22 protein-coding genes are annotated in these 25,778 nt (G+C 61.1%); 8 read left to right on the top strand and 14 right to left on the bottom strand.

Going from position 1 to position 25,778, the window contains the following annotated elements:
* Positions 1–157: 157 nt before the first annotated feature.
* On the top strand, positions 158–2,089 hold the full coding sequence (locus ACW9JC_RS16615) for a pilus assembly protein TadG-related protein (protein ID WP_457456155.1): 1,932 nt from the start codon (positions 158–160) through the stop codon (positions 2,087–2,089).
* Here ACW9JC_RS16615 and ACW9JC_RS16620 read toward each other — a convergent pair.
* Both ACW9JC_RS16620 and ACW9JC_RS16625 read right to left on the bottom strand, forming a co-directional pair.
* The gene (locus ACW9JC_RS16620) at positions 2,074–4,827 is read right to left on the bottom strand and encodes an ATP-binding protein (RefSeq protein WP_457456157.1); all 2,754 of its coding nucleotides are present in this window, start codon (positions 4,825–4,827) and stop codon (positions 2,074–2,076) included. The genes ACW9JC_RS16615 and ACW9JC_RS16620 overlap by 16 nt on opposite strands.
* Positions 4,824–5,264, bottom strand: a complete 441-nt coding sequence (locus tag ACW9JC_RS16625) for a TadE/TadG family type IV pilus assembly protein (protein ID WP_338584527.1) — start codon at positions 5,262–5,264, stop codon at positions 4,824–4,826. The genes ACW9JC_RS16620 and ACW9JC_RS16625 overlap by 4 nt, the downstream gene beginning before the upstream one ends.
* Positions 5,265–5,339: 75 nt before the next feature.
* On the opposite strand from ACW9JC_RS16625, the gene ACW9JC_RS16630 reads away from it, so the two are divergent.
* From ACW9JC_RS16630 to ACW9JC_RS16640, 3 genes are all read left to right on the top strand, one after another.
* The gene (locus ACW9JC_RS16630) at positions 5,340–5,810 is read left to right on the top strand and encodes a prepilin peptidase (protein WP_457456159.1); all 471 of its coding nucleotides are present in this window, start codon (positions 5,340–5,342) and stop codon (positions 5,808–5,810) included.
* Positions 5,811–5,921: 111 nt separating this feature from the next.
* On the top strand, positions 5,922–6,707 hold the full coding sequence (locus tag ACW9JC_RS16635) for a response regulator (protein ID WP_457456161.1): 786 nt from the start codon (positions 5,922–5,924) through the stop codon (positions 6,705–6,707).
* Positions 6,708–7,788: 1,081 nt separating this feature from the next.
* Entirely contained in the window at positions 7,789–8,148 is a 360-nt protein-coding gene (locus ACW9JC_RS16640) for a DUF6124 family protein (RefSeq protein WP_457456163.1), read from the top strand.
* A 166-nt stretch (positions 8,149–8,314) separates the two neighbouring features.
* On the opposite strand, the gene ACW9JC_RS16645 is transcribed toward ACW9JC_RS16640, so the two are convergent.
* The 8 genes from ACW9JC_RS16645 to cpaB are packed head-to-tail and all read right to left on the bottom strand — an operon-like array spanning position 8,315 to position 15,801.
* Positions 8,315–8,590, bottom strand: coding sequence for a DUF3613 domain-containing protein (locus ACW9JC_RS16645; RefSeq protein WP_457456165.1), 276 nt, complete (start codon positions 8,588–8,590; stop codon positions 8,315–8,317).
* 11 nt (positions 8,591–8,601) lie between these two features.
* Positions 8,602–9,315 (bottom strand): tetratricopeptide repeat protein, encoded by a 714-nt coding sequence (locus ACW9JC_RS16650; protein ID WP_457456167.1) that lies wholly within the window; start codon positions 9,313–9,315, stop codon positions 8,602–8,604.
* Between the two features lie 10 nt (positions 9,316–9,325).
* Positions 9,326–10,204 carry a type II secretion system F family protein gene (locus ACW9JC_RS16655; RefSeq protein WP_457456169.1) on the bottom strand — a complete coding sequence of 293 codons (879 nt, stop codon included), beginning with the start codon at positions 10,202–10,204 and terminating at the stop codon, positions 9,326–9,328.
* Between the two features lie 8 nt (positions 10,205–10,212).
* Complete coding sequence (locus tag ACW9JC_RS16660; RefSeq protein WP_457456171.1) at positions 10,213–11,097, bottom strand: type II secretion system F family protein; 885 nt, start codon at positions 11,095–11,097, stop codon at positions 10,213–10,215.
* A gap of 10 nt (positions 11,098–11,107) precedes the next feature.
* The gene (locus ACW9JC_RS16665; protein WP_338584536.1) at positions 11,108–12,388 is read right to left on the bottom strand and encodes a CpaF family protein; all 1,281 of its coding nucleotides are present in this window, start codon (positions 12,386–12,388) and stop codon (positions 11,108–11,110) included.
* Positions 12,385–13,572, bottom strand: a complete 1,188-nt coding sequence (locus ACW9JC_RS16670) for an AAA family ATPase (RefSeq protein WP_338584537.1) — start codon at positions 13,570–13,572, stop codon at positions 12,385–12,387. The genes ACW9JC_RS16665 and ACW9JC_RS16670 overlap by 4 nt, the downstream gene beginning before the upstream one ends.
* On the bottom strand, positions 13,569–14,831 hold the full coding sequence (locus tag ACW9JC_RS16675) for a type II and III secretion system protein family protein (RefSeq protein ID WP_457456174.1): 1,263 nt from the start codon (positions 14,829–14,831) through the stop codon (positions 13,569–13,571). Before ACW9JC_RS16675 ends, ACW9JC_RS16670 begins: the two co-directional genes overlap by 4 nt.
* A gap of 22 nt (positions 14,832–14,853) precedes the next feature.
* Complete coding sequence (gene cpaB, locus ACW9JC_RS16680) at positions 14,854–15,801, bottom strand: Flp pilus assembly protein CpaB (RefSeq protein ID WP_457456176.1); 948 nt, start codon at positions 15,799–15,801, stop codon at positions 14,854–14,856.
* Between the two features lie 322 nt (positions 15,802–16,123).
* Between cpaB and ACW9JC_RS16685 the strand changes: the two genes are divergently transcribed.
* A complete protein-coding gene (locus ACW9JC_RS16685; RefSeq protein ID WP_457456178.1) occupies positions 16,124–16,339 on the top strand; it encodes a Flp family type IVb pilin in 216 nt (71 codons plus the stop codon).
* A 74-nt stretch (positions 16,340–16,413) separates the two neighbouring features.
* Complete coding sequence (locus tag ACW9JC_RS16690; protein ID WP_457456180.1) at positions 16,414–16,827, top strand: response regulator; 414 nt, start codon at positions 16,414–16,416, stop codon at positions 16,825–16,827.
* A gap of 495 nt (positions 16,828–17,322) precedes the next feature.
* On the opposite strand, the gene ACW9JC_RS16695 is transcribed toward ACW9JC_RS16690, so the two are convergent.
* From ACW9JC_RS16695 to ACW9JC_RS16710, 4 genes are all read right to left on the bottom strand, one after another.
* Positions 17,323–18,993 (bottom strand): ShlB/FhaC/HecB family hemolysin secretion/activation protein, encoded by a 1,671-nt coding sequence (locus ACW9JC_RS16695; RefSeq protein ID WP_457456182.1) that lies wholly within the window; start codon positions 18,991–18,993, stop codon positions 17,323–17,325.
* A 126-nt stretch (positions 18,994–19,119) separates the two neighbouring features.
* Entirely contained in the window at positions 19,120–20,598 is a 1,479-nt protein-coding gene (locus tag ACW9JC_RS16700) for a collagen-like triple helix repeat-containing protein (RefSeq protein WP_457456184.1), read from the bottom strand.
* Between the two features lie 392 nt (positions 20,599–20,990).
* Positions 20,991–21,845, bottom strand: coding sequence for a MaoC family dehydratase (locus tag ACW9JC_RS16705; protein WP_457456186.1), 855 nt, complete (start codon positions 21,843–21,845; stop codon positions 20,991–20,993).
* A gap of 2 nt (positions 21,846–21,847) precedes the next feature.
* Entirely contained in the window at positions 21,848–23,200 is a 1,353-nt protein-coding gene (locus ACW9JC_RS16710) for a 3-oxoacyl-ACP reductase (RefSeq protein WP_457456188.1), read from the bottom strand.
* 262 nt (positions 23,201–23,462) lie between these two features.
* Between ACW9JC_RS16710 and ACW9JC_RS16715 the strand changes: the two genes are divergently transcribed.
* Entirely contained in the window at positions 23,463–24,740 is a 1,278-nt protein-coding gene (locus ACW9JC_RS16715; protein WP_457456190.1) for an acetyl-CoA C-acetyltransferase, read from the top strand.
* A gap of 198 nt (positions 24,741–24,938) precedes the next feature.
* On the top strand, positions 24,939–25,730 hold the full coding sequence (locus ACW9JC_RS16720; RefSeq protein WP_416129469.1) for an AraC family transcriptional regulator: 792 nt from the start codon (positions 24,939–24,941) through the stop codon (positions 25,728–25,730).
* Positions 25,731–25,778 lie beyond the last annotated feature (48 nt).

Here is a 25,778-nt window from a genome sequence, read left to right on the forward strand (position 1 = left end):
TGCGTCGACTGGCACGCCGCTATCGCAAGCAGGCTCACTCCTACAGTTGTTTTTAGGTGGCAGAAATGGCGAGTTGCCAGCAGTCTCGCCATCCTTGTCTACACTGCTCTAACCAATGGAGGTAGCGCTCGGCAGTGCGCCGGCAAAGGAGTGCGCGATGTCGCCTCGCATGCAGTTTCGCGGCCCGGCCCGGCAACGGGGGGCGATCGGTTTGATGGCGGCCGGCACCTTGGCGCTGGCGTTGGGATTCACGCTGCTGGTGATCGATTCCGGCAGGCTTTATCTGGAGCAACGCAAGCTGCAACGGGTGGCGGATACCGCGGCACTCGAGGCCGTTACCCGCGATGGCAATTGCAAGTCCGGCCAGAGTGCAACCACCTACGCCACGCAAAGTGCGACGCGCAACGGGTTTACCGTCAACGCGGACAACACGCTGGTGGTCAATTGCGGCACTTTGCAGACCGGCGCGGGTAACCTTCGGGCGTTCGCTGCCGATGCGACAAAAACCGCTGCCGTGCAAGTCACCGTCAGCCGTCCCGTCACGACCAGCGTGGCGGCGGGCATCGGTGCGTTGTTGTCCGGCGGACCGGTCAGCCTCACGACCCGGCTCAGTGCCACCGCTGTCGCCGCCGAGCCCAAGCAGACGCTGGCGCAATTGAGTATTCGCAGCACTTTGTTGGGAGTCGATAGCGCCAGATCAAACCTGTTGAACCCACTGTTCTCGACGCTGCTGGGGGGCAACGTCAACCTCACCGTCGGCGGTTGGGACGGCTTGGTCAAGACCGATATCAACCTGCTGAAATTCATGGATCAACTCGCCATCGAATTGGGCGTTACGGCCGGCAACTACACCGCGCTGTTGAACACGCAAGGCAGTGTCACCAAGTTCATCAAGGCTGCGGCTACGGTGGCGGGGCAGAGCGGCGCCACGGTGGAAGTCAAAACCGCGTTGGCCAACCTGCAACTGTCGGCCTCCGCCGCTTCGCCGATCAAGCTCGGTGATCTGCTGCAATTGCAAACCGGTGCGCAAGCGCAAGGGCTGGACGCCACGGTGCAGCTGTTCCAACTGATCCAGGGGTTTGTCCAACTGGCGAACAAGAACAGCGCGGTGAACGCCGTGTTGCCGGTGAATTTGTTGGGATTGGCAGGCGTGACGACCCGCATAAAAGTCATTCAGCCGCCGCAGTTTTCGGCGGTGGGCGACCCGGCGCTGGCGAAGGTCGCGCCGCTGGGGGTTAACAGGATTTATGTGAGTACGGCGCAGATTCGCATATTGGTGGCGGTTGATTTGTCGTTGATCAATGCGGTGATCCAGACGGTCAATGGAACGCTAGACCTTCTGATGGATTTGCTCAATCCGGTGCTGAGGCTGGATTGCTTGCTCGGAAGCTGCACTCAAACTGACTTCAGAGTGCTGCCAAGTGGACTGAACATCGATGTCGGTATCGAGGCTGGCACGGGCAGCAGTTACGTGACCGACTTTTCCTGCGCTGGTCCGACCAACAAGAGCCTCACCGCCACCACCAATATTTCGGCCGTGAAAGTCAAAGTTGGTCTGATCGATGATGCGATCTGGCTTTCGTCCTCACCGTCTCCAAGCTTGTCGCCATTGCCTCTTGTCGATATCGGCTCGAAAACCTGCAGCAATATTCTCAATATGACCTGCGGTCCGCGAACACCCTTCGGCGGCGGCGGTACCGAAATCATGATCGACAGCCCGGTTGCCGGTAAAACCGAACCCAATTACACCTTTGCCAACCCCCATGAAATCAACGTTTCGCCGATCCCGACGCACCCGGTCACGATGACCGGAGTGGTGGGCAGCCTGAAAGGGACGCTCGGCGGATTTACGCTGATCAAGCACACGCCTGCCATCGGCAGCCTGTTGGGATCGCTGCTCAGTACTTTGCTGTCGACGCTGTCCGACGTCGTTTCGCTGTTGATCACCGCCATCAGCGGCCTGATCGCACCGCTGGTCGACCCGATCCTGGACAGTCTGCTGACCAACCTCGGCATCGACATCAACAAAGTCGACGTCGGTTTCAACCTGACCTGCGGCGAGAAAGGCAAAGCCTATCTGGTGATCTGATCCGCCGGCACAACCGGTAATTCAATGCAGAACCGCGCGCCCTCGGTCGAGTTCCTGACGCTGAGTTTGCCGCCCATGTTCTCGACAATGCCGTAACTCACCGACAACCCCAGGCCCGTGCCGACGCCCACCGGTTTGGTGGTGAAAAACGGCTCGAAAATCCGCTCCAGCAAACGGTGATCAATACCGCCGCCGTTGTCCTCGACCCACAGCCGCACCGACTGCTCATGGCGCTCGGCGTACACGGCGATCCACGGTTTGAAGTCTGGACTGCCTTCACGCTTGCCGAGTAATGCGTCCCGGGCGTTGACCATCAGATTGATCAGCACTTGTTCAAGCTGATCGACATGGCCGCGCACCAATACCTCAAACCCTGTCTCACTGATGCGCAAATCCACGCCTTTGCCGCGCATGCCTTCGGCCAGCAGCGACAGCGTGCCTTCGATGGCCTGGGCCGGGTTGAACGGGTGCTCTTCGATTTCCGAGCGACGGCCGAACACGCGCATATGATCGACCACGCGCGCGGCGCGCTGCACCTGCGCATCGATGCGGTTGAGTTTGTCGGTCAGGTAATCAATCTGCGCATCGCCGTTGCTCAGGCGCTTGAGGACATTGACGATGGCCATGCGCATCACGTTCAGCGGCTGGTTGATTTCATGGGCCAGGCCTGTGGCCATTTCGCCGAGGGTGGCCATTTTCGCGCTTTGCGTGAGTTGCTGCTGCGAGCGCCGCACTTCGGTGTTGTCGCGGCCCACGGCTTGAATTTCCAGCAACTGGCCCTGCGGGTCGAACACACCGCGATCCGACCAGACCCACCACGCATGTTCGCGGCCGGGCAGTTGCAGGTTGATCTCGGCGGTACTCACCGGAAACTCGGGGCTCAACTGACTCAGGCGCTGGGTGAATGCCTCGCGCTGTTCCTGGGACATCCAGTTGCCCAGATTCACCCCCGGCAATTGTTCCGGCGCGCACTCCAGATATGTCGCCAGCGGCTTGTTGCCGAAGGTCAGGGTAAGGTCCGGGCGATAGCGGCAGATCATCGCTGGCGAGTCTTCCACCAGAATCCGGTAACGCTCCTCGCTCTGCTTGACCCGCTCGGTCGCCAGGGTCGCTTCGGTGACGTCCAGCCACAGGCCAACGGCTTCCACCGGCAGGCCAAGGTCATCGCGCAGCAGCTTGGCTTCATCGAGCAACCAGTGGTAATCGCCACGACAGTCGCGCAGCCGATAGCGGCTGCTCACCGAACCTTCGCGCAGCAGTTGGCGAGTGCGTTCGAAATAGCGGTCGCGGTCCTCGGGGTGAACCCGTTCGACCAACGCGGCGCCGGTGCATTCGGCGAGGGTCCAGCCGAGCAACGGCCCCAGGCTGTCGCTGAAGAAGGTCGGTTGCAATGCGCCTTCGACGTAGCGCTGCACGTAAATGACCGCGGGCGAACGGGCGATCAGATTGTCCAGCCGCGCATGAGCCGCGGCGGCGTTTTGTTCCTGGTTCTTGATGTCGCTGATGTCGAGCATGAAACCGACCAGACGCCGGTTTCTGCCGACGCCCAAGGCCTGGCCTTGCAAGCGATACCAGGCAGGTGTCGAGGCGTTATCGAGGGGACGCAGGCGCACGCACAGCAATAGCGGCGTGCTTTCATCCTGCAAGGTTTGCAGGCGACTGCGCAGCTCTTCGCGGTCGGCTGGGTGCACTTGATCAAGCCAGTCCTGCAGTGGCAAACGCAGGCTCCCGAGGTTCAGCGTGCTGGCCAGTGAGGGCGCCAATAGCACCTCGGCGCTGTCGCTGAACACTTCCCACCAGCCTGTGCCGAGCAAGGCTTGCAGCGACTCGAGGCGTTCCAGTTGCAGGTGATGGCGGTGTTCGCGCAAGCGTTCCAGCACGGGCGCGGCGAGCGCGGCAGCGAATTGCAGCCAGTCGATCATCCCGACGTCGGGCGCTCGTTGTTGCACCGACCAGCAACCACACAACAACCAGGCCGCCACCCCTTGGGCATCGTGATAGGGCACGACGAAACCCTCGGTATTGCCGAAGGTGCCTTGCAGGCGCGGGTGCTCCATCAGATTGAGGTGCTGGGGCGCGGAGCCGTTGAGGCTGTCGAGGCCGGTGCCCAGGCGCTGCCCGTTTTGCCAAAGCTGCGGCGCGTCGAAACCGGCGTAGTGCTGGTGAATCTGCCAACCCTGTTCCTGCTCGTCGAGCAATGCCAAGGCGATGCACGGGATCTGGAAACGCTGGGCGAGGCTTTGCAGTTGTTCGCTCAGCACCTCGGGTAAACGCGTCAGGCTGCATACGCGCAAATGCTCGCCGATCTGCGCCGCCAGCAACTGACATTGATCGCGCAGGCGCGATTGCCGGCGTTCGAGCAGCAGGTCGCCGATGTCCAGCAGCTGCAACAACCAGGCATCGGCCAACGGCTGGACCCAGCCGCGCAGATGAAGGGGCTGGCCGCTGAGGCCGTAAAAGTCCAGGTCCAGTTGCTGCCCTTGCCAATCAGCCGGTGAACCCTCGACCACGAGACTGCAATGGGGCAACAGGAAGTCGAGCAGATGCGGCGCCTGCGCGGTGGGTACCTGTTGCGCCAGCAGATGCCGCAACGGCCCCGTCAAATGCAGCACCTGGCCTTCGGCATTCAGATGCATCTGCAAACCGACACTCAGCACGCTCAGCGGCTTCAGGGATTCCGCAGGCGGTGATGGATGACGGTTGAGCAGACGCCCGAAGAGTTTGTCCCCGGCACTCAAAATTGCAGGCTCGAACTGGCGGTGAGCGTGGCGGGTAAATTCGGTACTTGGCCGATGCCCGGCAGGTGCAGAAATGGAATCACCGCGCTCAATTTGTTGGTGGGATAGTTGATGCTGACCTTCAACACACCGGCCGTAAGCGTGGTGCTGGTGTCGGTGTCGACATTGAATTTCAGCCCGGAGGGAATCCACGCCAGCTGCCGTTTCAACTCATCCTTGACCACGGTTTTCAGCGCGGCTTCGTAGCCGGGTGTGTTCGGGTCCAGCGCCACGCTGCGTCGCACGGCTTCGGCGGTGGACTGGTTGAAGGATTGCATCAACAACAGCGGCAGGCTGTACGTGACGATGGCATAGAACACGCCGAAAAAAATGACGAACACCAACGCAAATTCAATCGCGGCGGCGCCTTTTTGCTTGCGGGGGAGGTTGGTTTTCATGAGTGCGTCTACCCTGACCATCACTGCGTAATGTCAGCATAGAATCATTCAGCCAAAAGGGATGTTTTTTACCGAATGCAAAGCTTTGTCCTACTGATCTGGCTGGCGCTGTGCGCCGCACAGGATGCCCGGGAGCGCCACATTGCCAATGCCCTGACGTTGGGCGGCGGGGCATTGGCCCTGGCCTGGTTGCTGTGGAACGGCTCCACCTGGCTGGGCGCACCCGCCGAACAAGGCGGCTGGGCGGCGCTGCTGGCGCTGGCCTTCACCTTGCCCGGTTATGCGATGCGAAGGCTGGGTGCGGGCGATGTGAAACTGATGACCGCGCTGGGCCTCGCGACCGACGGTCGGCATGTGCTGGGCGTGTTTATCGGCGCCGGATTGGCCAGCGTGTTTTGGTGGCTGCTGGCGCCAAGAGTCTGGCTGCTTATCGGTCAAGGGTTTAGAAGTCATGTCCGTTATCTGGAGCCGGGAATGTCAAAAAAACAACCCTTTGCACCGTTCTTGCTGGTGGGTTTTTTACTGACGTTGGCCTGGCTCCGCTAGTCGTTCGTTTTGTACAGAGTGGCCAAGAGCGACTACTTTCATACAAGAGTTGTACAGCCTAAAGCGGTGGATACAGGAACGGTCAGCCTTTGACCTTGCAGGGAGTTGCACGTGAACAAGCGTACCTCGGCAGTAAAAATCCTTGTGGTCGATGACCAGCCCACGGTCGTTGAAGAACTCTGCGAATTTCTTGAGAGCAACGGTTACCGTTGTGTGCCTTGCGAGTCCGGCCATCAAGCCATCGAACGATTCAATGACGACACCGACATCGGTCTGGTGCTCTGCGATTTGCACATGCCTGGCCTGGACGGGATTCAACTGGTTCAGGAGCTTCAGCGGTTGTCCGGCAAGCATCGCGCGTTTGAAGCGATCATGTTGACCGGGCAGGCGGACAAGCAGGATGTGATCAAGGCCCTGCGTGCCGGGATTGCCGATTACTACCAGAAGCCGATTGACCTGCATGAGTTGCTTGAAGGTTTGCAGCGTCAGGAGGTGGCTTTGCATGAGCGGCAAAAGACGCTGCAGTTGGGGCATTTGAATCAGAAGCTGCAATACCTGTCCGAGTCGATCGATGATTTGTACCAGGACCTGGACAAGGTTCGGCGTACGCCGTATTCGTCGGCTTCGGCGGATGACGGTGATGTCAGCGATACCGACCGGATTGAGATGCCAGCGATTTTCAATCAGCTGTCGCCGCGGCAGCTGGATGTGGCGCGGTTGGTGGGCAAGGGGCAGACCAATTATCAGATTGCCTGTGAGTTGGGGATTACCGAGAACACCGTGAAGTTGTATGTGTCGCAGGTGTTGCGGCTGACGCATATGCATAATCGGACGCAGTTGGCGTTGGCGTTGTCGCCTAGTAGTTCGGGGATGCGGCAGAGGGTTACGGCGCACTGAGTTTTCCTGGCTGTAAGCCGATCAAAACTGTGGGAGCCAGCCTGCTGGCGATGGCGGCCTCCCGGTGTACATATCCATTTCTGCGGTAACGGCGGCTTATGGTTTCGCCCTTACGGCGAGTCCCTTTTTCAAACGCCAAAAAGGAACCAAAAGGCTGGCCCCTTACGTACGGCCCCTCGCTAAGGCTCGGGGTTCCTTCGCTCCGGCATTCATCCGGGGGCATCGCCTCCGGTCTGCTTCGCGACGACCTCCTCTCGATGTGTGCGGCTTCGCCGCACGGCGCTACGCGCCCACCCCCGGATGAACGCCTCCACTCAGCCTGCCGATGGGGCGGGTGGATCAAGATCAAAAGCGGCAGGCGAGCTAACGCTCGGCCTGTTGAGTGGTGAGAGGCAACTCGGTGGTGTGTGCTGATCTGCTTTTGCTTTTGCTTCTCTGTAGGAGCAAGGCTTGCCCGCGATGGCGGCCTGTCAGCCGACCAATTTCTTGCGAATGCACCCAATCCAACTGTAGGAGTGAGCCTGCTCGCGATGACGGAGTGTCAGGCGACATTGATGTTGAATCCACCGCGCTCATCGCGGGCAAGCCCGCTCCCACAATAATTCGGTTGCTCGCAAATCCTGGGTACACCCACCAACCCTGTGGGAGCTGGCTTGCCAGCGATGGCGGCCTGACAGCCGACCAATTTCTTGCAACTGCACCCAATCCAACTGTGGGAGCCAGCCTGCTGGCGATGGCGGCGGAACAGTCGACGATGTTTAACGGTGAATAAAAACACCGGAACCTTCCCACATGTTTTTCAGGTTGTCCGTCGGACGCGCGATCTCTAGCCTCTGTCTGTCGCTGACAAAATCAGTGATCGGGCTGTCGCGGCCTGTTAAGTCCATTTGGTGCATAATCCACCGGCCCAACCGGAGTGCTTCGGTACTTGTCGTTTGGTGTGATGGTGGCTGTGCGCGGGATACCTTCGGGTATGCCGAGTTTCCAAATGGCTCGGTCCGCGACCCCGCGTACAGCTGCCGCCTTTTATCGCTGTCGCGGCGATTCAGTGGCAGCTCCATTTCTCATTTGGAGCTTCACCATGATCAAACCAACCCCAAATCCCCCCGAAACCGACCCCGCTTCCCCCTACGAATCTACCCACTCAAAAAAGCTCCACGAAGCCGCCGATCGTGCGCTGGATTACCATCTCAATCCCGACAAAGACTCGGCATCCCCGCGCCAGCCCAGCTCGATGTTCGTCATCGTTCCTGACATCAACACCGAAACCCTGTTGGCCCACGCGTGCGAATCGTTGGCGTCGGCCAGCATCATGGCCAGTGACCTCGCGGGGTTTCTGGACAGTCCGCATCGCAATGCATTGCTGGGTATTGCGCAGATCATCATGCTCGGTGAGCTGGCCGTGAATCGGGCGCTGGATAATCTCGATCCGCAGGATTGATCACTGCTTCCCTGTGGCGAGGGAGCTTGCTCCCGCTGGGTTGCGCAGCGACCCAAAAACCGCAGTTTGCGGTGCATTTGGCAAACCGGGACCTTTGATCGCGACTGCTACGCAGTCGAACGGGAGCAAGCTCCCTCGCCACGGTTTGTCAGGTGCAACGCTCCATTTATTCCCCCGCCCCACTATTCACTTTCCCCCCTTCATACTGATCAAAAAACGCCGGTATCTCATGCTGAAAACTCTTCAGCCAGCGCTGCATCGCCAGTTCGCGTTCGGTGGCGCTGGCGGTTTGGGGCTTGTCGGAGGCGAAAGTATTGCGCGATTGCAGTTGCAGCCAGCCTTCGGTTTCCTGCTGTTGCGGTGAGGCCGGGCCGGCGTCGATGGCGTGGCTGGTGAAGGGCAGGGCCAGCAGGCCGAGGCAGCAGAGGGTGGTCGGTTTCATGTGGGTTCTCCCTACTGAAGCGCCGGGTTGGTGACGGCGGCGACTTGGGCGGCAATGGTGGCGCCGGGTTTGGCCGGGGCCTTGAGTTTCTCGGCGCGGGCCTGGGCTTCGGTGACTTGGGCCGGGCTCAGGCCGAGGCGGCTGACCAGTTCGGCGGCGCGGTTCCAGTCGTCCTGGTAGATCAGTAAAGTCACCAGATTCACCGCCGCCAGTTGATCGCTTTGCTTGAGTTCGATGGCAGTGAGGAATTCGAATTTCGCGTCTTCGACCCGCAATTGATTGAGGTACACCACGCCCAGGTCGTTGCGGATTTTTTCATCGGTGGGCGCCAGTCGTGCGGCCCGTTGCAGGTGGGCTTGTGCCTGGCCGTGATCGCCCGAGGCGGCGGCAAGTTGGCCCAGACCGTGTTCGGCTTCGGCGGCCATGCAGCTGCCGAGCAAACTTCGGTACAACGGCTCGGCTTCGCTGCGACCCAGCAGTCGATAGACCTTGGCCTTGCGCAGGCGTACGTCGGCGAGGTTGTCCGGCAGGCTTTGCAGGTTGGCCAGGCTGGCGTGGAGTTTGCCGTCCTTGGCCATGTCATCGGCGAGGTTCAGCGACAGCTGTTGTTCGGAACTCAATTTGCCGCAACTGGCGGAGTCGGTCAGGGCGCTCCAGGGTGTCTGGCCGTTGCTCGCGCAACCGCCCAGCATCAGCAGACTCAAACCGGCAATCAGTGCTTTCATCAGGTTCCCTCTAGGAAGCAAAGGCCCGGGCCAGGGCGGTGAAGCCCGGGCCGGCCAGTACGATCAACAACGCCGGGAAGAGAAACAGCATCATCACGACGGACATTTTTGCGGACATCTTGGAGATGTATTCCTGCAGACGCGTCAGGCGCCGGTCATCGAGCAACAGCTTGAGCGCCAGCAGGGATTTCATCGCACCGCCGCCCTGATGAATCAGCTGTTGCAGGATCACGCAGGTGTCGGTGAATTCGTCCACCGCCAGCAGGCGAGTGGCTTTGTGCAGTTCTTCGCCCAGTTCCAGGCCGGAGTCGACCCGGGCCAGCACCAGGCGCAGTTCATGGGTCAGGATCGGCAGCAGTTGTTTGCCGTCGTTGCTCAATACGCGCAGCGATTGCTCCACCGCCATGCCTGATTCAAACAGGATGCGCAGCAGCGGAATGAAGGTGGAAATTTCGATCGCCAGTTTTTTCTGCCGATGGTGCGCGGCGGCGGCCAACAGACGTTTGGGCAACAGATAACCGATGCCGAGAGCAAATGCCGGGGCGATCCACTGATTGACCACGTTGGGGAAAAACAGACCCTGGATCAGCAGGCACAAGATCAGCGCCAGCACCGGTGCGCCAACCTGGAACGCCGCGAACATGGCGCGCTTGCGTGCTGTGCGCCAGCCGAGGGCGTTGAGCAGCGTTTGGGTTTCGTTGTCGAGTTTGACTGACTGCTGACCCACGCGACTGGCGCCCAGCGCATGCAGCCACTGGCTGAAACGATTGTCGCTCGGTGCTTTACCGTCCAGGCGCTGCACCACCTGACGGGCACGTCGGCGCAGCTCCAGCACGACACTCAACAGCAGCAACGAGGCCGTTATGAACAGCAGCGAGCTCAGCAACATGGACAGGTTCATAGGCTGCGCAACATGCGCCACAGCGCCAGACATCCGAACACCTGCAAGCCGATCGCGCTCACTAGCATCATTTGCCCGGAGCCGTCGTTCCACATGCCCATCAGGTAGTTCGGATTGGAGATCAGAAAGTAGGCGGCGACGGTGATCGGCAGCAGCGCCAGGACCACCGCCGTGACCCGTGTTTCGCCGGTCATGGCGCTCAGTTGGCGAGCGGCTTGTTCACGTTCGCGGATCATCTTGATCAGGTTTTCCAGCAGCTCGCTGGCGTTGCCGCCGTAGCGGTGGTTGACCTTCAGGCCGAGGGCGAACAGGCGCAGTTCATCTTTGTCGTACAGCTCGGCGAAGTCCGAGGCGGCATCCGGCAGACTTACGCCCAACTGCACGTTGCGCTGCACCCGGCCCAGCGCGTGCTTGAGTGGATTTTCGGCGGCGTCGATCGCACCGAGCACGGCATCGGCCAGGGTGCGCCCGGACTTCAGGCTGCGCACGGTGTGATCGAGCAGCGGCGGCAATTGTTCGATCATGCGCTTGAGCCGGCGCTGGTATCGCCACTGCACATACAGCCGCAAAACCACCGGCGGCAGCAGCAACAGCACGAGCAACCCTAGCCAGCCGCCCGCGACCAATCCGAGTAAGGCGACCAACCCCCAAAGTGTCAGCCATAACCCCAGACGCTCCGTGGGTCGACCCAGACCCGCGCGCAAAAAGGCGCGCTCCAGTGCTACCCACGAGGTTTTCTGCACCACGCGTTCCGGTTGCCCTTGAGTCAGGCGTTCCAGTGCGCGCTCGGTGCCGGGTTGGCGCAACCCGCGAACGAGCAGGCGCACCGACAGACCGAGCAGTGCCAGGCAAACGAGAGTGAGCAGCAACGGTTTGAGCATGCCGTGCCCTTCAGTACGCGTTGGGGGAGAGCGTCGCCTCGCGACGCAGTTTGTCGCCGGCGGGGTTTGCCGCTTCGCGCATGAAGCCGAAACCTGTGCGTCGGTCGAGGCGGAACAGGGTATTGGTGACGTACACGTCTTCACGGATGCCGATCACCTCGACCACTTCGCTGACGCAACGGCGACCATCGGGCATGCGCGTCAACTGGATCACCACGTCCAGCGCTGCGCAGATCATTTGCCGCAGTGTCCGTTCGGCGATGCTGCGCCCCGTCAGGCCGACCAGGGTTTCCAGGCGCAGCAAGGCATCCTGGGCGTTGTTGGCGTGCACGGTGCTCATGGAACCGTCGTGGCCGGTGTTCATCGCGGTGAGTACATCGACCACTTCCACGCCGCGGATCTCGCCGAGAATGATCCGGTCCGGACGCATCCGCAGGGCGTTGCGAATCAGGTCGCTGGCCTTCACTTCACCATGGCCTTCGGCATTCGGTGGACGGGTTTCCAGGCGCACCACATGCGGGTGGCCGAGTTGCAGTTCGGCAACGTCTTCAATGGTCACCAAGCGTTCGTGGGGGTTGATCAGCTGGCTGAGAATGTTCAGCAGCGTGGTCTTGCCGGTGCCGGTGCCGCCGCTGATGAGGATGTTGCAGCGCTTGCCCACGGCTTCTTGGAGGAATTCGTAGATCGCCTGATCGATGGTTTGCATGGCCATCAGGTCGGTGCTGTTGAGCATGTCCTGGCGGAATTTTCGAATCGACAGGCACGGGCCGTCGAGGGCAATCGGCGGAATGATCGCGTTGACCCGGCTGCCGTCCGGCAGGCGCGCATCGACCATCGGCGAAGATTCATCAAGCCGCCGACCCAGCGGCGCCAGAATGCGCTGGATGACACGCTCGACGTGGTGCGCATCGATGAAACGCAAATCGCTCTGATGCAATACGCCGTCGCGCTCGATGAACACCCGGTGCGGGCCGTTGACCAGAATCTCGGTCACCGACGAGTCGCGCAGCAGCACTTCCAGCGGGCCGAAACCGGTGAGCTCGTCGACGATTTCTTCGGCCAGTCGCTCCATCTCGTAACGGGAAATCGCCAGGTGCAAACGCGCGATGTACTCGGCGACTTTGTCGATGACGAACTGCGACAGCACTTGCCGCGAACCTTCCAGCAGGTTTTTGCCGGATTCTTCGATGGCATCGATGATGTAGCGGTGCAGCACCAGTTTCAGGCCATCGTGATCGGTGTTGCCGGTCACCGCGCGCGGGCTGGCGCCGAACAGTTTTTCTGCACTCATTGCACACCTCGCAAGCGACTGAACCAGGACTTGGGTTTGGCCAGGCTTTCGGAGCGTTTGGCCAGGCGTTCACCGAGGGCGCGCAGGCTTTGGGTGAGGACTTCCCGGGGCGCCAGTTCGAACAGGGTCACGCCCTGATTCTTGGCGTTCAGGCGCACCTCCGGGCTGTAGGCGAGGGTGGCGATGATTTCCATGCCGAAGCTTTTTCCCAGGGCATCGGAGTCCGGTGCGACGCTGCGCAGGTAGCGATCGATCAACAGCTTGGCGTGATCGAGCTTCATACCTTTTTCGCGCCACAGGTTTAGCACCGCGAGATTGCGCCGGCAGTCGATCACGTTCTGGTCGGTGTACCACAGCAGCTTGTCGCAGTGGCTGACGAAGGTGCGCAAGGCTTCGCTGTCCGGTTGGCCGGTGAGGTTCACCACGATGTGCTGGAAGTGTTGGCGCAAGGCGCTGAGCAGCATGTACAGCTCGGCAGCGCTGGTGTGTTCCAGCGGCTCGTCGTTGCTGGCGTAGGCGAGGATGCGCAGCCCTACTTCGCAACGGGTGAAGGCGCTGTCGATCAGCGTCGCGTCGAGGCGGCGCACGTGGCGCAAGGCATCGCCAAAATGAAACGAACTCTCAAGTCCCAGCAAGGCCAGGCTGTCGCCGCGTGGCAGTCCGAGGTCGAGCAACAGGGTTTGCTGGCCGCTCTTCTGTACTACTTGCGCCATATGGTTGGCGAGCAATGCGCCATCGGCATTGCTCTGCACCCCGTACAGCACGGTCAGGCCGCCAAGCTGAGTGTTCGACGCCACGGGCGGCAGGCGTTTGCCCAAGCGACGCACCAGGCCGGCGACTTCACTGGAGCGCGAGCCATAGGCGACGAAATCCCGCGCACCGGCGCGCATGGCATTGAGCACGAGTTGGTTGTCCATGCCGTCGCCCAACGCGACGATGGCCAGCATCGGCTTGGCTTCCAGTGCACCTTCGATCAACGCGCATTGGGCGACCACGTGTTCCCGATCAAGGCCGACAAATACCAGGCTGGCGAAGGTCACGTCCACCAGCGCCAGCAGTTCGTCGAGGCTGCCGCCACCGGCGCTGACCACTTGGCCCAGCGGGGCGAGGGCGCCTTGCAGCCACTCCAGATCGGTGCTGTTGCGCGTGATCGCAAGAAAGGTCTGACTCAGGTTCTGGCTCATTGCGATAGCCCGCTGCGTTTATCGAAGTCGCCGTTTTCGAGGAAGTACAGGCGATACCAGTTCGGGTCGTAATTGCGCAGTTTTTCACCGGGCAGCGACGGCAGCGGTGCGTTGACGGCCAACGGCTGCACCAGGTGCGGCGTGACGATCATCAGCAATTCCCGTTCTTCGCGATTGATCGAGGAACTGCGAAAGAACGCGCCGAGGATCGGGATGTCACCCAGCCCCGGAAACTTGTTCACCTGCGACGTGTTTTGCGTGCTGATCAAACCGCTGATGACGAAGCTCTCGCCATCGGCCAGGGAAATGCTGGTGTCGGTGCGGCGGATGGTGAAGGCCGGCACCGTGGTGCCGCCGATGGTCACGGCATTGTTGTAGTCCAGTTCGCTGACCTCGGGGGCAACCTTGAGGGCGATCTGGTTATTGCTGACCACCGTCGGCGTGAGCGTCAGGCGGATGCCGAATTCCTTGTATTCGATGGAGTAGCTGTTGCTGTTGGCGCTGGGAATCGGGATCGGAATTTCCCCGCCCGCCAGGAAGCTTGCGCTCTGTCCGCTGATCGCCACCAGGCTCGGCCGCGCCAGGGTGTAGGCAAAGCCACTGCCTTCCATGGCATTGATGATGGCGAGGAAGTTACCGCCACCGGCGACGATGTTGAACATGTCGTTGGCCAGCGGAATGCTCGGCACGGCAATGCGCGGATCGAGGTTGCGCAGCGGGAACACCCGAGGCGTCACTGCTGTGCCGGGGACGGTGCCGGGGGAGCCGAACAGGAAGTTCGAGTTTTTGCCGTAGATCGAGGTGCTGGCCTCTTTCAGTTTGGTGCGGCTGACTTCGACGAAGCGGATGTCGGTCTGCACCTGCGATGGCAGCAAGGGATCAGCGGACGGTAGTTGTCGCGCGGTGGTCATGGCCGTCGTCGCGCGACCCTGGACGAACACCATGCTTTGGCGCGGCGCGCTGGCGCAGGCGGTCCAGACCATCAGGCTGGTCGTGCCGGGGGCGACACCGGTGAGCAGGAATGCCTGATTGCCGTTGACGCGCACGTCGGCGATTTTCGGGTCACCGACGGCGATGCGGGTAATCGCCACGGGCGATTGCAGTTCCTGTTGCTGACCTTCGCCAACTTCCAGTGCGGCCGGCAATGGGCCGAGCGTGGCGCAACTGCCGGTTGCTGCGATTGCCGACGCCAGCGGCAAGCCGCTCAGCAAGGTGGCCCAGATCAAGCCGTTGAACAACGGCGTAATACGTCTGCGCATTAAAAGGCGTCCTTGCTCGATTTCAGGGGGTCTGTTGAGTGATTTCATTGCCGCGGATGACTTCCACGCCCGACCTGCGTGGCGTGGCGGCACCACTGGCGACGACAGGTTTGGGTGGCGGTGACATGGCCAATTGGTTGAACTGGATCAACTCGCGATTGGCGTTGGCGATGTTCGACGGCGAATCGCCTTGGCCGGCCCAGTAACGGGCCAGGCGTTTTTCATCGGCGCTGCGCACGGCCAGGCGCAACACCCCGGCCTGCGCCGCGAGCATCAAGCGGCTGAGCAGTTGTTCGGGCACGGCCAGCAGCACGGTGCGGGCGCCGGCACGTTGTTGTTCCTGTCTGAGTTTGTCATCGTTGCTGCGGGCCGGGCTGGCGGGCTGGCCGTCGTTGGTCAAACCCATTTGCTCGCCCACGCCCAGCACACGCAGGGCCGGGACCACCAGTTGCGCCGAGGGCTGAAGGTTGTTGGTATCCCCGCGCAAAAACAACAGCACATCGACATAGTCCCCCGGCGTCAGTTGGCCGCCGGCGTTGATCACTTCATCCACGGCGACGGCGAGGGCGCGTTCATCGGGGCGAATCATCCGCGCCAGCGTGCTGCCGGCTTCGAAGCTTTCGTCGCTGAGCCAAGTACCGGCGCGGAGGGTGCGCCACGGTGTGCGGCCAATAGCTTGATCGAGGTGGGTCAGGCTGCCGGCGGGAACGGTGCGCAGTTTTTCCAGGGCGACGTCGGCGGAGGTGATTTGCACGAACGGAGCGATGTCACGTTGCAGTACCACCACCGGTTGGCGGGTGTCTTCTTCCTGCTGCACAGGTGCCTGAGCGGTAGTTCCCGGTGTGATAATCGCGGGTTGCGTAACGGTGGCAGCGGCCGGTTGACGGCTTAGTGTGAAACCCCAGTAACCGGCAATGACAGCGCCCACCAGAGACAATCCGGCAAGACTCAAGATGACGCGGCTGTTCATGACGGCTCTCCCTTTCCTGCTGCTAACGACCTCGTCTATCCAACGAGAAAACTTCACAATCAGGCAGCTATGAACATAAAACTATTTCGCTATTTGACCGTAGCGCAGCTAGAGCAAAACGCCATTACCGGAGAGTAAAAATTCAACGAAAGTAAAAGATTACGATGAAATGTCATGTTTTTTTGACGTCAACGAAACGACTAATACTTTCGTGTTAATGCGTATTTACAGTTGTTGGGCAGCGGAATGCCGACAATGCTGGTGCTGGCACAGGGGAATCATGTTGCGCTTATGCAACACCCGGTGCTCCAGGAGATAGGTCATGTCTTTTTCGAAGCTGGTTAAGAAGGTCAAATCGGAAGTCGTGTTTTACAAGGGGCTGCTCAAGGATAGCGAGGGTGCTTCGGGTATCGAATATGCGATTGTGGCGGCGATGGTGGCGGTGGTGATTGCCGGGCTTAGTGGCGGCATGGGCACAACAATTACGACTCTCTTTGGAACGATTAAAACTGCTTTGACCCCTGCGGTTACTCCGTAATCCAAGCGTCAGTCATTTGTTAATGCCAAAAACGGGTTCTTATGTCAGCGCTTACTTCATTGACGGTGTCGCTTATGAACTCTCCAGTATGTTCGCGCCAACAACTTCTTCTGGTCGATGATGAAGAGGATGCTTTGCTTGAGTTGGCGGAGTTGCTGGAGGGGGAGGGCTTCAATTGTTTTACTGCAACTTCGGTCAAGGTGGCGTTGCAGCATTTGACGCGTCATCCGGATATTGCGCTGGTCATCACTGATCTGCGCATGCCGGAGGAGAGTGGCATGTCGTTGATCAAGCGCTTGCGCGAGCATACGTCGCGCCAGCATTTGCCGGTGATTGTGATGTCCGGGCATGCGGATATGGACGATGTGAGTGACATGTTGCGGTTGCAGGTTCTGGATTTGTTTCGCAAGCCGATTTATCACGTGAGGTTGTTGGAGACTTTGGACAATTTGTTTCCGAAGCCGCAGGTTTATTTGGTCAAGGGGTGATCTGCGTCTTGATTGATTTTGGTACATATCCGTTTCTTCGGTAACGGCCACTTATGGTTTCGCCCTTACGGCGACTCACTTTTTTGACAAACGCCTCAAAAAAGTAAGCAAAAAAACGCTCGCCCCTTACGTACGGCACCTCGCTAGAGCTCGGTGTTCCTTCGCTCCGGCATTCATCCGGGGGCATCGCCTCCGGTCTGCTTCGCGACGACCTCCTCTCGATGTGTGCGGCTTCGCCGCACGGCGCTACGCGCCCACCCCCGGATGAACGCCTCCACTCAGCCTGCCGATGGGGCGGGTAGATCAAAAGCGGCAGGCGAGCTAACGCTCGGCCTGTGGAGTGGTGAAGAGCTTGGGTGTACGCCGCTTTGCTCTACTGTGGGAGCTGGCTTGCCAGCGATGGCGGCCTGACAGCCGACCAGTCTCTGCCAGATGTACCCGTCCCCTGTGGGAGCCAGCCTGCTGGCGATGGCGCCCTCTCAGCCAACCCATCTCCTACAACTGATAACTAAAACTAACGCTATACCGCGGCCGCCGATTGAAAGTATCCAGCGCTTCCTCCGACATCGCCTTGGCCACTTCCAGCGCAATGTTGTAGTACCGGGCATCGCCAAACCGCAAACCCACCGCCGCCGATGACATGTCATTGGCCTTGACGGGCAAATCGTTGAACCAGGTCTTGGCCCGGTCCAGCACCACATACGGTTGCAGAACCCGCACCCAATTCCCCTTGCGATTGAAGCTGTAGTTGACCTCGTAGGCCACGCCCCAACCCTTGTCGCCGGACGCCTGGTCGTCGGGGTAGCCGCGCCCGAAGTTTTGTCCGCCGAACACCGCGCGCTCGCTGTCGGGCAAGGTGTCGTCGCTCCAGTACAGCGCGGCGGACAGTACGCCTTGCCAGTTGTCGAAAAACTTGTCGCTTTGCACACCCGACAAGCGCAGCCGGAAGAAGTCCAGGTCGAGGACGGTGTTGTTGGTTTTTGCGCCCATGCCGTCGATGCCCTGATACAAGCCGCCGCTGAGGATACGCAGGCGTTGCGCGTCGGCTTTGCGCCAGTCGCTTTCGAACGCCAGGGCGCGGATGTCGGTGCGTTCTTCGACGCTGAGCGGGAAGCCGACCACCTTGTAGCGGGTCTTGTCATTGACCGCATACAGACGCGCACCGGCGCTGAGCGGTTCGTTGGGCGAGGCTATCACTGGATGGCTGAAGCCGATCGAATAGCGATCGTTTTCCCGATGGGGTTTGAGTTCGAGGCCGTTGTCCAGTTGCACGTTCGTGCCCGGGTCGGCGCGGTAGCGCGAGCCGGATAGCGCCAGTTGCGTGCCTTCGGTATTGAGGAACTGGTTGTAGTCCAGTCGGTAGTAATGTTCGTCATCATCGCCCGGTGGAAACAGGCCGCTGAGGCTCAGTTGTTCGCCCATCTCCGTCTGGGAATTGCTGCTCACGCCGAGCAATGCCTGGAGGCCATTGCGGTTGTCTTCGGTGGTGCTCATCGTGCTGGTGAACGGTTTGCGGCTGGCCTGGGCGATCAGTTGGGTTGCGCCGTCGGTGGTGCCCGGTGGCGGCACTTGCGCCTGCAAGGTCACGCCAGGGATGCGGCTCATCAGTGTGGTGTAGCGTTCGAACGTTTTGCGGGTCAGCGGTCGTTCGGCCTGGAGCTTGGCCACCAGTTTATCCAGCAAACCTTTGACCCGTCCGACGTCGCCCTGCAGTTGATAATCCTTGATGTAACCCTCCACCAGCACCACGCGCGCCACGCCGTTTTCGAACGTCTGTTGTGGCAGGAAGGCGTAGGACAGCAGGTAGCCATCCTGCTGATAGCGACGCGTGATGTTGCGGGTCGCCTCGATCAGATCGGCCAGGCTGCTTTCGTGGCCCAACAGCGGTTGATAGGCGGCGGCCAGTTCGTTCAGCGGGTAGATTGTCCCGCCTTCGATCTGCACGGTTTTCAGGGTGACTTTGGTGCCCATCATCAGCGGTTGGGCCTGGGTCGCGCCGGGTTCCGGGACTTGCAGTGGCGCGGCCGTCGGACGATAAGCGTCGGCGGGCAGGTTCGGCACGGGCAGGTTGCGGATGGTTTCATTGCTGTTGAGAAAACTGGGCAAGGTGTCGGCGAGGAGGGGGGAGCTGAGGGGCAATAGCAGCAAGCAAGCCATAACGCGCATGGGACACTCCTTGTTTGCGTTTGGATCTCCATGATCCAAAGAAAAGGCGGAAGACTGAGCAGGATCTTCCGCCTCCAACCAAGCGTAGGCGCTGTAGGTATGGCCGTCGATGCGGCCAGGTGCAAATCAGCGGCGGTTGCCGCCCAGTGCGCCGGTCAGTCCGCCCAGTACGCCACCGAGACCACCGGTTGTGCCAGTGCCGCCATTGACCAGTCCGCCGGCGGCAGTGACGGTCCCGCCCACGGTGGTGACTGTATTGCCCAGCGCGGTGACCACCGGGTTGGCGTTGCTGCCGGCAATCGCGCCGCCGAGGTTGGCGACCGCAGCGCCGGCCTGGCCGGTGAGGCTGGCGACGGGGGCGCCGATCCCGGTGGCGCCGCCGATGTTTTGGGTGAGCCCGGAAACGGCGGTTGTGACCGGGTTGATCGCGGTCCCAACATTCGTACCGAGTGTGGCCAGCGGCGCGGTCGGGCCGGTGTTGGCGATGCCGCTGCCGCCCAGTGCGCCACCCACCGTCGCGATCAGATTGCCGCCGGCAACTCCATTCACTCCGGCTGCACTGACCACGCCATTGGTGTTGCCGATATTCAGTCCGGCACCAACATTCACCACGGCGCCACCCACCGTTTCGAGCAAGCCGCTGCCGCCCGATCCGCTGCCGTTGGACACCAGGCCGCCCGTCTTGCCGACCGCAGTGCCGGTGTTGCTCAGTGCGCCACCCAGGGTGTTGGTCAACGCATTGCCATTGCCGGCATCGGTGACCTTATCGCCCACGCCATCGACGCTGTCGCCGACCTTCTTGACGATGCCTTTGAGCGGATCACCCAGACCGGTCGCGTCACCGATCTTGTCGGTGGTGCTCTCGACCATGGCGATTACCGGCACCAGTTTGTTGCCGACTTCTTTGGTCACCGAGCCCAGCGGACCGGTCGTGGTGGCGGTGCTCAGGGTGTCGCCGAGCATGGTGACTTTCTCGCCGACGCCATCAAGCACGGGTGCGACTCGGGTCACTACACCGCCGACGACAGGAACACTGTTGGTGGCGGTAGCGAGTTTGCCGCTGACATCGGACACGCCGTTGCCGACATCCTGCACCACGCCGCCCACCGCCGACGCCGTGACGCCGAGGCCGTTCGGATCGGTACCCAGTTTGCCCAGGCCATTGGCGACGCCGTCGCCGAGTGTGCTGACCACGTTGCCGGTTGTGTTGGCCACGCTTTGCACCACGCCACCGACCACCGGCACTGAGCCCAGCGAGTCGCCGATCTGCCCGACACCCTCGCCGACGCCACCCACGGTGGTGCCGACATCCTGTATCAGCGTGGTGGTCACCAACGGTGCCGCGCCGGGGTTGGTCGGGGTGGTGGGATCTGTCGGATCTGTCGGGTTGGTGGGAGTGGTCGGGTCGGTGGTGCCACCGCCAGTGCCACCCGTTCCGCCGCCGCTGCCGCCCGTTCCTCCGGTGCCCGCCGTGGTTTCGCTGTCCGGCGAGGAACTGTCGGAGCTGCTGTGATGGCCGCCACCGCCGCTGCTGCAGCCGGCCAGGCCGAGGGAGAGAATGAGCGCCAATGCTGTTGCCGATTTGCACCACACTTGTGTGTTCATGAGTGAGAGTCCTTGCACCTGTAACAACGTCGTTGTCTTCGATGGCTGACCGGTTCTGTCGCCGGCCATGTCTTCGTCCGTTGTCCACATGACAATCGCAAGGGCTCTACAGCGCCACTCTCAACTTGGTATTAAGCCGTTATATACAGGCGCTGGCGTGCTGCCCAAGTGCTAATACCTTGGGTATAGGCGCGGATGAAAATGCTTTGTAAATCAATGGCAGGTACTGGCAGGGCGGGATGAGGCGAGGGGGTGAACACTTAAGTGATATATACACAATTGACCATGTTTGAGTGCCGAAAAAGATCGTCCGAACGCGGCCCGAGCCTGCGGCAGCTCCTACGGTTGGAATGCATCCCCCTGTAGGAGCAGGCTGCGATCTTTTTGATCTGTCAGGCAATCGGCCGCCAATGCCCAACCATGTGCTCAAGGTCCCCGGCCCCGATCAATTGCAGATCACCACTGGCCCCCGCCGCGCTGGCCAGCAATGCGACTTCGCTGGGCAGGCGCACCGGTTTCCTGAATTGCACCGCAATCTCGAAGTTCGCCGTCGGCAGATGGTCGGCCAGCGCGGCCAGTGTGCGGGCCTTGTTCCATAACCCGTGGGCGATGGCCGAGGGAAAGCCGAACAACTTTGCACTGGCCGCGCTCAGGTGAATCGGGTTGTAGTCGCCGGAGACTTTGGCGTAGCGTCGGCCGATGTCGGAAGGCGCTGTCCATTGCGCGACCTGCGTCAGTGTCAGGGTCGGAACCAGCACCTCTTCGACAGGCTCGCCTTCGAGCTTGACCCCACGACAGAGCATCTGGCTCTGCGCTTCCCACAACGGCCCCAACTGATCGTCCAGGGTCGTCAGCAGATCGAAGGTCGCCCCTTTGGCGTGAGGTTGCAGGTTTTGCACCTGCACGCTGACCCGCACTCGATTGACCCCGCCCATGGGCCGCAGCACGCGAATGCGATTGCTCAGGTGAATCAGCCCCAGCAGCGGAAACGGAAACTCTTTGGCGGTGAGCAATTGCATCTGCAAGGCGAAAGCAAGGATGTGCGGATAGGTGGGTGGCAGCAGGCTGTTATCGGCGAAACCGCAGACTTGGCGATAGGCTGCCAGGCGTTTCGGGTCGACGTCGACCCAACAGCGCAAACCTGAATCGGGCAGGGTGGTGCCGGTAATTTTTCGTCGCGTCGCTGCTCGCGCATAAAGCCCGGGCAGGCTGGGTTCGCGGTTGAGCGTGTGCCAGTCAGTGATCATGTTTAAGCCCCCAGAACACTTTGCCCGCAGACGCGCAAGGCCTGTCCGGTGAACGCGCCCGTGCCCGGTTGCGCCAGCCACGCCACCGCTTCGGCGACGTCTTGCGGCAGGCCGCCCTGGCCCAGTGAACTCATGCGCCGCCCGGCTTCGCGCAGGCCGAACGGAATGTGGGCGGTCATCTGGGTTTCGATAAAACCGGGCGCCACGGCGTTGATACTGATGCCGCGTTCCTGCAGCAACGGTGTCCAGGCTTGCGCCAGGCCGATCAACCCGGCCTTGCTCGCCGCATAGTTGGTTTGCCCGCGATTACCGGCGATGCCGCTGATCGACGCCAGCAGAATCACTCGGCCGTCGTCGCGCAGGGTGCCGTTGTCGAGTAAGGCCTTGGTCAGCACTTGCGGCGCATTGAGGTTGACCGCGAGCACCGCGTCCCAGAATTCCGGGGTCATGTTGGCCAGGGTTTTGTCGCGGGTGATGCCGGCGTTGTGCACCACGATGTCGATGCCGTCGGGCAACTGTTCGATCAATTGCGTGGCGGCGTCTTCGGCGCAGATATCGAGGGTGATGCTGCGCCCGCCGAGGCGTGCGGCGAGGGCTTCGAGATCGGCTTTGGCGGGTGGCACGTCGAGCAGGATGACGTCGGCGCCGTCGCGGGCCAGGGTTTCGGCGATGGAGGCGCCGATGCCACGCGCCGCGCCGGTGACCAATGCCTTGCGCCCGGCCAGCGGTCGCGTCCAGTCACTCACCTGCCTATCGCAGGCGTTCAGGCGAATCACCTGGCCGGACACGAACGCGCTTTTCGGCGAGAGGAAAAACCGCAGCGGCCCTTCCAGTTGATCTTCAGCGCCTTCGCCGACATGGATCAGCTGCAAGGTGCCGCCGCTGCGCAGCTCTTTGGCCAGCGAGCGACTGAAACCTTCCAGAGCGCGTTGCACACTGGCCGCGAACGGGTCGCTCAAGGTCTGTGGATCACGCCCGAGAATCACCAGATGTGCGCAGTGATCGAGGTTCTTCATCAGTGGCTGGAAGAATTCGCGCAACTGTTTGAGCTGATCGGTTTGCACCAGATCACTGGCGTCGAACACTACAGCCTTGAGTTTCGGGCCGTGGCCGGGAATCCATGCGGTGGCCATCGAAGGCTCGGTGCCGTAGCTGTAGATCGCATCGGTCAGGCGGTTGGCGAAGGCGCTGACTTTCTCCGCCAGCGGCCCGCCACCGATCAGCAACGCACCGTCTACAGGCCGCAGCCGGCCTGCTTGCCAGCGTTCCAGGCGGGTCGGCGAAGGCAGGCCCAGGGCCCCGACCAGACGATGGCCGATGGAGGAATTGGCGAAGTCGATATAGCGGTCAGACATGGAACGCGCTCCGAAAGCTGGGGTTCAAAGTGTGGACCATGAATGGCGATCAGTCGTTCGATCCACGAGATTAGGCCTACGCTTGATCACAGCAGCGTAGTTTGTCGCAGGAACTTTGGGGTACGCGAACCCTGTGGGAGCGAGCTTGCTCGCGATGGCGGTGGCACAGTCAACATAGATGTAACTGAACGATTGCTATCGCGAGCAAGCTCGCTCCCACAGGGGCCGATGTTTACATTGGGATTTTCATCAGGAGCTTTTCATGACTCAACTGCACCGCGTCGCGATCATCGGCGGTAACCGGATTCCTTTCGCCCGTTCCAACGGACCGTACGCCACCGCCAGTAACCAGGACATGCTCACCGCCGCGCTCGAAGGTCTGATCGAACGCTACAACCTGCATGGCCTGCGCATCGGTGAAGTGGTTGCCGGGGCAGTGCTCAAGTTGTCGCGGGACATGAACCTCACCCGCGAGTGTGTGCTCGGCTCGAGGCTGTCGCCTTCGACGCCGGCCTACGACATCCAGCAAGCCTGCGGCACCGGGCTGGAAGCGGCGTTGCTGGTGGCGAACAAGATCGCCCTGGGTCAGATCGACTGCGGCATTGCCGGAGGCGTCGACACCACATCGGATGCGCCGATCAGTGTCAGCGAAGGCCTGCGCAAGATCCTGCTGCAAGCCAACCGCGCCAAGAGCACCGGCGACAAACTGAAAACCTTCCTGCAATTGCGGCCACGGGATTTCATCCCCGAGTTCCCGCGCAACGGCGAGCCGCGCACCGGTCTGTCCATGGGGCAGCATTGCGAGTTGATGGCGCAGACCTGGAGCATTCCTCGCGAAGCGCAGGATCAACTGGCGCTGGAAAGTCATCAGAAACTCGCCGCGTCCTACGCCGAAGGTTGGCACAACGATCTGATGACACCGTTCCTTGGCCTCACCCGCGACAACAACCTGCGCCCCGATTCGACGTTGGAAAAGCTTGCCGCACTCAAACCGGCTTACGAGAAAAGCGCCAAAGGCACGCTGACGGCAGGCAACTCCACGCCGCTGACCGATGGCGCGTCGCTGGTGTTGCTGGGCAGCGAGCAATGGGCCAAGGAGCGCGGCTTGCCGATTCTTGCCTACCTGCGCGATGGCGAAGCGGCGGCGGTGGATTTCGTCAACGGTGCCGAAGGCTTGCTGATGGCACCGGTGTACGCCGTGCCGCGCTTGCTGGCGCGCAACGGCCTGAGCTTGCAGGATTTCGACTACTACGAAATCCACGAAGCCTTCGCCGCACAAGTGCTCTGCACGCTGAAGGCCTGGGAAGATCCGGAGTACTGTAAAACCCGCCTCGGCCTCGATGCGCCACTGGGCTCGATTGATCGCAGCCGACTCAACGTCAAAGGCAGTTCACTGGCGGCGGGGCATCCGTTTGCCGCTACGGGTGGGCGCATTGTTGCGAACCTGGCGAAGCTGTTGGATGCGGCGGGGAAGGGGCGTGGGTTGATTTCGATTTGTGCGGCGGGCGGGCAGGGTGTGACCGCCATCATCGAGCGTTGAAAATTGTTATGGGTTGAAACCGGAAATCTGTGGGAGCTGGCTTGCCAGCGATGGGGACCGCGCATATGACATCTCTGTTGCCTGACACACCGCTATCGCTGGCAAGCCAGCTCCCACAGGGGGTTCGTGGTGTTGAATAGATATGGGGCATGGATTAACGTCAGTCTTGTCAGGAGCTCCGCAACACAAGGCCCGTCAATGCCGACCAATGGACAAATCTCCCTCGAACGCAGCATCCCGCCGATCACCGCGCTACCGCGCCCGCTGTACGCCCGGGTGGAGAGCCTCAATGCAGGTTCGTGGACGCCGTCCCATCGCCATGACTGGGTGCAGTTTTCCTACGCCATCAGCGGCGTTCTCGGCGTGCACACCGCAGAAGGCAGTTTCTTCGCGCCGCCGCAGTGGGGGATCTGGATTCCGGCGGATCTTGATCATCAGGTCGTCACATCGATGCGCGCCGAGATGCGCAGCCTGTACGTGCGTCGCGAGGATTGCCAATGGGCCGATGGGCGTTGTCGGGTGCTGGAAGTGACACCGCTGGCCCGGGAGCTGATCAAGAGTTTTTGTTTGTTGCCGGTGGAGTATCCGCAAGGTGACAGTCAGGAAGCGCGGCTGGTGGGTGTGTTGCTGGATCAATTGGCGACGCTGCCGGAAGTCGGATTTTCCCTGCCGTTGCCCCGCCATGAACGGTTGTTGGGGTTGTGCAACGAGCTGATCGAAAACCCCGAGCAACACGCGACCTTGCAGGCATGGGCAGAGCGTTTGGGCACGTCGGAGAAAACCCTGATGCGTTTGTTCCAGCGCGAAACCGGGTTGAGTTTTCGCGGCTGGCGCCAGCGTATGCGGCTGTTGTCGTCGTTGAGTTTGCTGGAGGAGGGGGACAGCGTGACCAATACCGCGCTGGCCTGCGGGTATGACTCGACGTCTGCGTTTATTGCGGCGTTCAAGGGGTTGTTCGGGTTTACCCCGGGAGAACTGTTTCGGCAGTGATGGGGCTAAAAGATCGCAGCCTGCGGCAGCTCCTACAGGATATGCACC

It is taken from the genome of Pseudomonas sp. SDO5591_S426 (assembly GCF_054070755.1).

Coding starts and splice junctions, on each gene's coding strand:
- ACW9JC_RS16705 (WP_457456186.1), bottom strand. CDS start 21,845: ATGATCACTGACTGGCACACGCTCAACCGCGAACCCAGCCTGCCCGGG.
- ACW9JC_RS16690 (WP_457456180.1), top strand. CDS start 16,414: ATGAACTCTCCAGTATGTTCGCGCCAACAACTTCTTCTGGTCGATGAT.
- ACW9JC_RS16695 (WP_457456182.1), bottom strand. CDS start 18,993: ATGCGCGTTATGGCTTGCTTGCTGCTATTGCCCCTCAGCTCCCCCCTC.
- ACW9JC_RS16650 (WP_457456167.1), bottom strand. CDS start 9,315: ATGAAAGCACTGATTGCCGGTTTGAGTCTGCTGATGCTGGGCGGTTGC.
- ACW9JC_RS16655 (WP_457456169.1), bottom strand. CDS start 10,204: ATGTTGCTGAGCTCGCTGCTGTTCATAACGGCCTCGTTGCTGCTGTTG.
- ACW9JC_RS16630 (WP_457456159.1), top strand. CDS start 5,340: ATGCAAAGCTTTGTCCTACTGATCTGGCTGGCGCTGTGCGCCGCACAG.
- ACW9JC_RS16660 (WP_457456171.1), bottom strand. CDS start 11,097: ATGCTCAAACCGTTGCTGCTCACTCTCGTTTGCCTGGCACTGCTCGGT.
- ACW9JC_RS16685 (WP_457456178.1), top strand. CDS start 16,124: ATGTCTTTTTCGAAGCTGGTTAAGAAGGTCAAATCGGAAGTCGTGTTT.
- ACW9JC_RS16720 (WP_416129469.1), top strand. CDS start 24,939: ATGCCGACCAATGGACAAATCTCCCTCGAACGCAGCATCCCGCCGATC.
- ACW9JC_RS16710 (WP_457456188.1), bottom strand. CDS start 23,200: ATGTCTGACCGCTATATCGACTTCGCCAATTCCTCCATCGGCCATCGT.
- ACW9JC_RS16675 (WP_457456174.1), bottom strand. CDS start 14,831: ATGCGCAGACGTATTACGCCGTTGTTCAACGGCTTGATCTGGGCCACC.
- ACW9JC_RS16665 (WP_338584536.1), bottom strand. CDS start 12,388: ATGAGTGCAGAAAAACTGTTCGGCGCCAGCCCGCGCGCGGTGACCGGC.
- ACW9JC_RS16670 (WP_338584537.1), bottom strand. CDS start 13,572: ATGAGCCAGAACCTGAGTCAGACCTTTCTTGCGATCACGCGCAACAGC.
- ACW9JC_RS16645 (WP_457456165.1), bottom strand. CDS start 8,590: ATGAAACCGACCACCCTCTGCTGCCTCGGCCTGCTGGCCCTGCCCTTC.
- ACW9JC_RS16615 (WP_457456155.1), top strand. CDS start 158: ATGTCGCCTCGCATGCAGTTTCGCGGCCCGGCCCGGCAACGGGGGGCG.
- ACW9JC_RS16640 (WP_457456163.1), top strand. CDS start 7,789: ATGATCAAACCAACCCCAAATCCCCCCGAAACCGACCCCGCTTCCCCC.
- cpaB (WP_457456176.1), bottom strand. CDS start 15,801: ATGAACAGCCGCGTCATCTTGAGTCTTGCCGGATTGTCTCTGGTGGGC.
- ACW9JC_RS16700 (WP_457456184.1), bottom strand. CDS start 20,598: ATGAACACACAAGTGTGGTGCAAATCGGCAACAGCATTGGCGCTCATT.
- ACW9JC_RS16715 (WP_457456190.1), top strand. CDS start 23,463: ATGACTCAACTGCACCGCGTCGCGATCATCGGCGGTAACCGGATTCCT.
- ACW9JC_RS16625 (WP_338584527.1), bottom strand. CDS start 5,264: ATGAAAACCAACCTCCCCCGCAAGCAAAAAGGCGCCGCCGCGATTGAA.